5 protein-coding genes are annotated in these 4,063 nt (G+C 46.9%); 1 reads left to right on the top strand and 4 read right to left on the bottom strand.

The features are described from left to right. The coding region (locus NDA06_RS26345) for an ATP-dependent metallopeptidase FtsH/Yme1/Tma family protein (protein WP_348251944.1) at positions 1-635 on the bottom strand (635 nt) is incomplete at its 3' end. A 434-nt stretch (positions 636-1,069) separates the two neighbouring features. Between NDA06_RS26345 and NDA06_RS26340 the strand changes: the two genes are divergently transcribed. Then, the gene (locus NDA06_RS26340) at positions 1,070-1,615 is read left to right on the top strand and encodes an NADPH-dependent FMN reductase (protein ID WP_190987231.1); all 546 of its coding nucleotides are present in this window, start codon (positions 1,070-1,072) and stop codon (positions 1,613-1,615) included. 135 nt (positions 1,616-1,750) lie between these two features. Here NDA06_RS26340 and NDA06_RS26335 read toward each other — a convergent pair whose 3' ends face one another. The 3 genes from NDA06_RS26335 to NDA06_RS26325 all read right to left on the bottom strand — a co-directional run bounded on the left by NDA06_RS26335 (position 1,751) and on the right by NDA06_RS26325 (position 3,757). Beyond that, positions 1,751-2,935 (bottom strand): ferrochelatase, encoded by a 1,185-nt coding sequence (locus NDA06_RS26335; RefSeq protein WP_190987230.1) that lies wholly within the window; start codon positions 2,933-2,935, stop codon positions 1,751-1,753. A 236-nt stretch (positions 2,936-3,171) separates the two neighbouring features. Further along, the gene (locus NDA06_RS26330; RefSeq protein ID WP_190987229.1) at positions 3,172-3,405 is read right to left on the bottom strand and encodes a diguanylate cyclase; all 234 of its coding nucleotides are present in this window, start codon (positions 3,403-3,405) and stop codon (positions 3,172-3,174) included. A gap of 211 nt (positions 3,406-3,616) precedes the next feature. After that, the gene (locus NDA06_RS26325) at positions 3,617-3,757 is read right to left on the bottom strand and encodes a hypothetical protein (RefSeq protein WP_190675253.1); all 141 of its coding nucleotides are present in this window, start codon (positions 3,755-3,757) and stop codon (positions 3,617-3,619) included. Positions 3,758-4,063: the final 306 nt, after the last annotated feature.

Genomic DNA, 4,063 nt, shown 5'->3' with positions numbered 1-4,063 from the left:
CCGGAGATGCTGAAGAAGGGAACCCCGGCTTCTCCTGCGATCGCTTTAGCGAGTAATGTTTTCCCGGTTCCAGGAGGGCCAATTAACAGGACGCCTTTGGGAATTTTCGCACCTACGGCGGTGAATTTCTCTGGGAGTTTGAGGAAGGTGACGACTTCTTCGAGTTCTTCTTTGGCTTCTTCGATTCCGGCGACGTCGTCAAATTTGACGCCGGTTTTGGCTTCCATCTGAAATCTGGCTCTTGATTTCCCGAAGTTCATGGCTTGCCCAGAGGCATTACTAGAACGACGGAAAATAAACATTAATACTCCCAGTAAGAAGAAGAGTAATAGTAAGTTTGCCGCTACTCCCACCGCTGCGGTGTTATCGGTCGAAGGTTGTACATCAAGTTCGACATTTTTGTCGCGGAGTTGTTCGATCAATTCTGGGTTTTGCTCTAGAAGCATTACCTCTTGCGGCGGATCGGTTGGCTTTTGCCCCGTTAATCTAACCTTAGCCATCCGGGTGGCTGGGTCAATTTCCACTTTGGTGACTTGGTTTGCCTCAAGTTTCTGCAATAAATCGCCATAGGTGAGGGTGTTCTGCTCTGCCTTGGCGAGGGCAGGAGGACTCAGCAGCATCCCCTGGAAAATCATCAAACTGGCGGCGATCTGCCAGAAGCGTCGTGGCGCTGGTTTAACGGAATCTTTAGACCTTTTTGCCGGTCGATCCCCTATCCATGCTTCGATCCCAGAATTATTGTTCATCACTATTGCCCTTTCCCTGCTGCTTTGACTCAACCCCTAGGTTGCTGGATTTCCAGAGGAATCTGCCTAAATCAGGAGTTGAGCAGACCTTTCCATCTTCTAGTTTAACTGTCTCGATTCCAGCCTTGCCGAGAATCGGTTTGCTGGTTTTGGCTGCTTTGTTGACGAAGTTGGGTGGAACTTGTTATCTTAAACGTATTCATAACGAGTACGCTTTAATATTAGCGTAAATTATCTACCGATGTCTCGGTGACAGGTGATTGCCTAAAATTAACTATTTTTGCGGTTACTAAAGCTTGTTTTCATCTTCATGGAGGATTGATATGGTCAAAATTGTGGGAATTGGCGGGAGTTTACGGGCTGAATCTCAAAGTCAGCTGGCTCTAAATTTGGCAGCTTTGCGAATGCGATCGCTTGGTGCTGAGGTAGAAGTTCTTGATTTGCGGCAAATGAATCTGCCTTTTTGTAACGGGGAAAAGGAATTTCCAGACTTTCCAGATGTTGCAAAGATGCGGAAAGCCGTCGCTGATGCAGATGGCTTAATTTTGGCAACCCCTGAATATCATGGTAGTGTCAGTGGTGTGCTGAAAAATGCCTTAGATTTAATGAGCTTTGACCAGCTAAGCGATAAAGTTGCAGGTTTAATTAGTGTCTTGGGAGGTCAGTCAAATAGTAACGCTCTCAACGATCTGCGGGTGATTATGCGCTGGGTTCATGCTTGGGTAATTCCGGAACAAATTGCCATTGGACAAGCTTGGAAAGCGTTTGATGCTAATGGGAACTTGCTGGATGATAAACTTTCTGAGCGCTTTGATGAGTTTGCTAAAAGTTTAGTAGAAAATACCCAAAAACTGAGAAAGGCTGCCTAGTTTTCGGCTTCAATTGGGGAAGTTTTAACGCAAAGGTCCGCCAAGGAAATCGCAAAGGTACGCAGAGATGATTTTTCTTTGCGTATCTTTGCTTTATTCCTTTGTGGTTCTAAGCGTTAAAAAACACCCAATTATTTAATGATGGTGGTGATCGTGGTCGTGGTGATGACCGTGGTCATGGTGATGATGACCGTGATCGTGGTGGTCGTGGGTATGAGCCGCTTGCATCGCCGCCATCTGAGGATTAACGGAAAGAGCTTGTTCTGAAAATAAAGCTTCAATCTGAGGATGCGCCCATTCTGCTGCCATCTTTAAAAATTCTGGATGGTCGTTGACGCACTCCATTTGCACGTAAGTCACTTCAGGATGCCGACGCCGTAAGCTATGCAGGATGTGGTCTACATCTAGCAGAGTTTCGTGATTCTCGGTCGCAAAGCCGATTGGCATGAAAACGACGGAGGTAGCACCCAGCAGAATTAGATTTTCAGCAGCTTGGGTGGCATTGGGTTGAGTCCATTCAATCAGAGGCGTGTCATGGTTGAGCCAACCCACTGAAATCAGCGGATATTTATTGATCAGGTTCTCTCTAACTCTCTCGTAGAGTGCCTCACTTTCAGTGATGCCGGAGGTAAATCCTTTGGCTTTGTGAGGGCAACCGTGGTTCATCAACACGATTGCAGTTTGGGAGGGTAGGTGCGCGACTGCTAAATCGCGAGCAATTTTCTCTTCTACCAGACGCGCTAACAACTCAATGTAGGCGGGTTCGTTGTAGAAGGAGGGAATATAGCGCTGTCCCTTAATCCAATGTTCGCTACCGTCAGAGAGTTTGGAAAGGGCGTTATTTACTTGCTCGACCGCAATCCCGCTGGTAAAGATAGAATCTACTACTAAGAGCGGGTAGATCAGCAGTTTGTCAAAACCCTGCTCTTTGATTTCAGCAAGAACCTGTTCGGGAAGGAAGGGAGCGCAGAAGTTAAAGGCTTTGAAAACTTTAACGCGATCGCCCCATTTTTCTTGTAGATTTTTTTCTATCCCCGCTCGTTGCTGTTCAAAAATTGCATTGTGGGGGGAAATAAAATGATCGTGCTGGTGGTTCCACTCGTGCAGGTCAAAGATTGCCAAAAGCTTTGCGAGTGGTGGATAAATCCACGTCGGTACCGGCGCAAACTTAGCGGTGAGTAGATTTAAAGCTTGTTCGTTATAGTTGGCAAAGTCGTCGTAGCTTTCTACTTCGCCATAGCCCATCAGCAATACGGCTACGCGGTCGTTACCAGTGGCTGAATCGTTATTTTGTTGAAGTTTTTCTGGGGTGGCTACCAAGTCGCGTTCCTCAACTTGAATGGTGTCTACATCAGAGTGGAAACTGGGGCGATCGCGTTGTCGTACAGATTCAATCCCCTCAAAGCACCACTCCTTTTTTAGGTTAACATCCCCTATGGGGGGATTAAGGTAAAAAATTTAGTAGTTAGATAATATTGCAGCGAGTTTTGAGGCGCGATTCATCCATCCAATGATTGATACAAGTCAGGAGCGAGCGATCGGGGGAAGAGCTGCATCTAGTAGCATACGCTAACGCGATCGCGTCCTTGCGCCTTCGCTTTGTAAAGTGCCGCATCCGCCGCATGAATGACTGCCTCTCCCGTATTGCCGTAAATCGGGAAGCAAGCAACTCCCAGCGAGATCGAAATCGTACCCAGTTGCTGACGCCGAGATTGTACCTTTTGTTTTTGTAAAGTTTCGTACAGCGATAAATTGGCTAGCGCTAGGGCAACATTTTCTGCGACTGTCACTGGTTATACCCCAGCACAGATTAAATTCCGGATCTACCCATTCAATCGCTTGATAGCCGCTGAAGTGCTGAATATTAAGCGTTGCATCTGCTTCCCAATTTTGCTGAGATGGCTTCCCCGCATTTTCCCAGCGCTTTGCCATGCGAACCAGTGCTAAAAATCGCTCTTCCATTTCCCCAGTGAGTTCGATTTTTATACTCTCGGCTTCCAGTCAATTTTCTGCTGAATGCGATCGCTCTCCAGTGCTTCTAGTCCTTGCCAGAGACACAGTGCCGCAATCGAAACCCCGATGCCAACAAGGAAGGGCAGCCGTCACGACGCCACCGCATATCCTCTGTAAGCGAACAGCCATAAGGGAATACACTTAGCGCGCTAGATTTCGCTGAAGTGCTGTTATCTTCTTCTGTCTCATTTGCTAAGTGTTTCCTGAATCCATCTGAACGGTGTTGGGATTGTGTTCAGGAATTTTACCACTGCCACGTACAGCCACCATATTTTTTCACTTCTTGTCACCTATAAGTGCAACATAATAGCGACAGGCCGTTTAAGTAGCTAGGATGATTTAAACCTAAAACGCTCTAACGTATATCCCCCTTGTTCACTCCGTGATTCCATGCCGTCCATTACAGCAAGGGCTAAATCATATTCATTGTCGAAC

It is taken from the genome of Trichocoleus sp. ST-U1 (assembly GCF_039961835.1).
Taxonomy (GTDB): domain Bacteria; phylum Cyanobacteriota; class Cyanobacteriia; order Cyanobacteriales; family FACHB-T130; genus FACHB-T130.
This window is presented reverse-complemented; position numbering and strand designations above follow the sequence as displayed.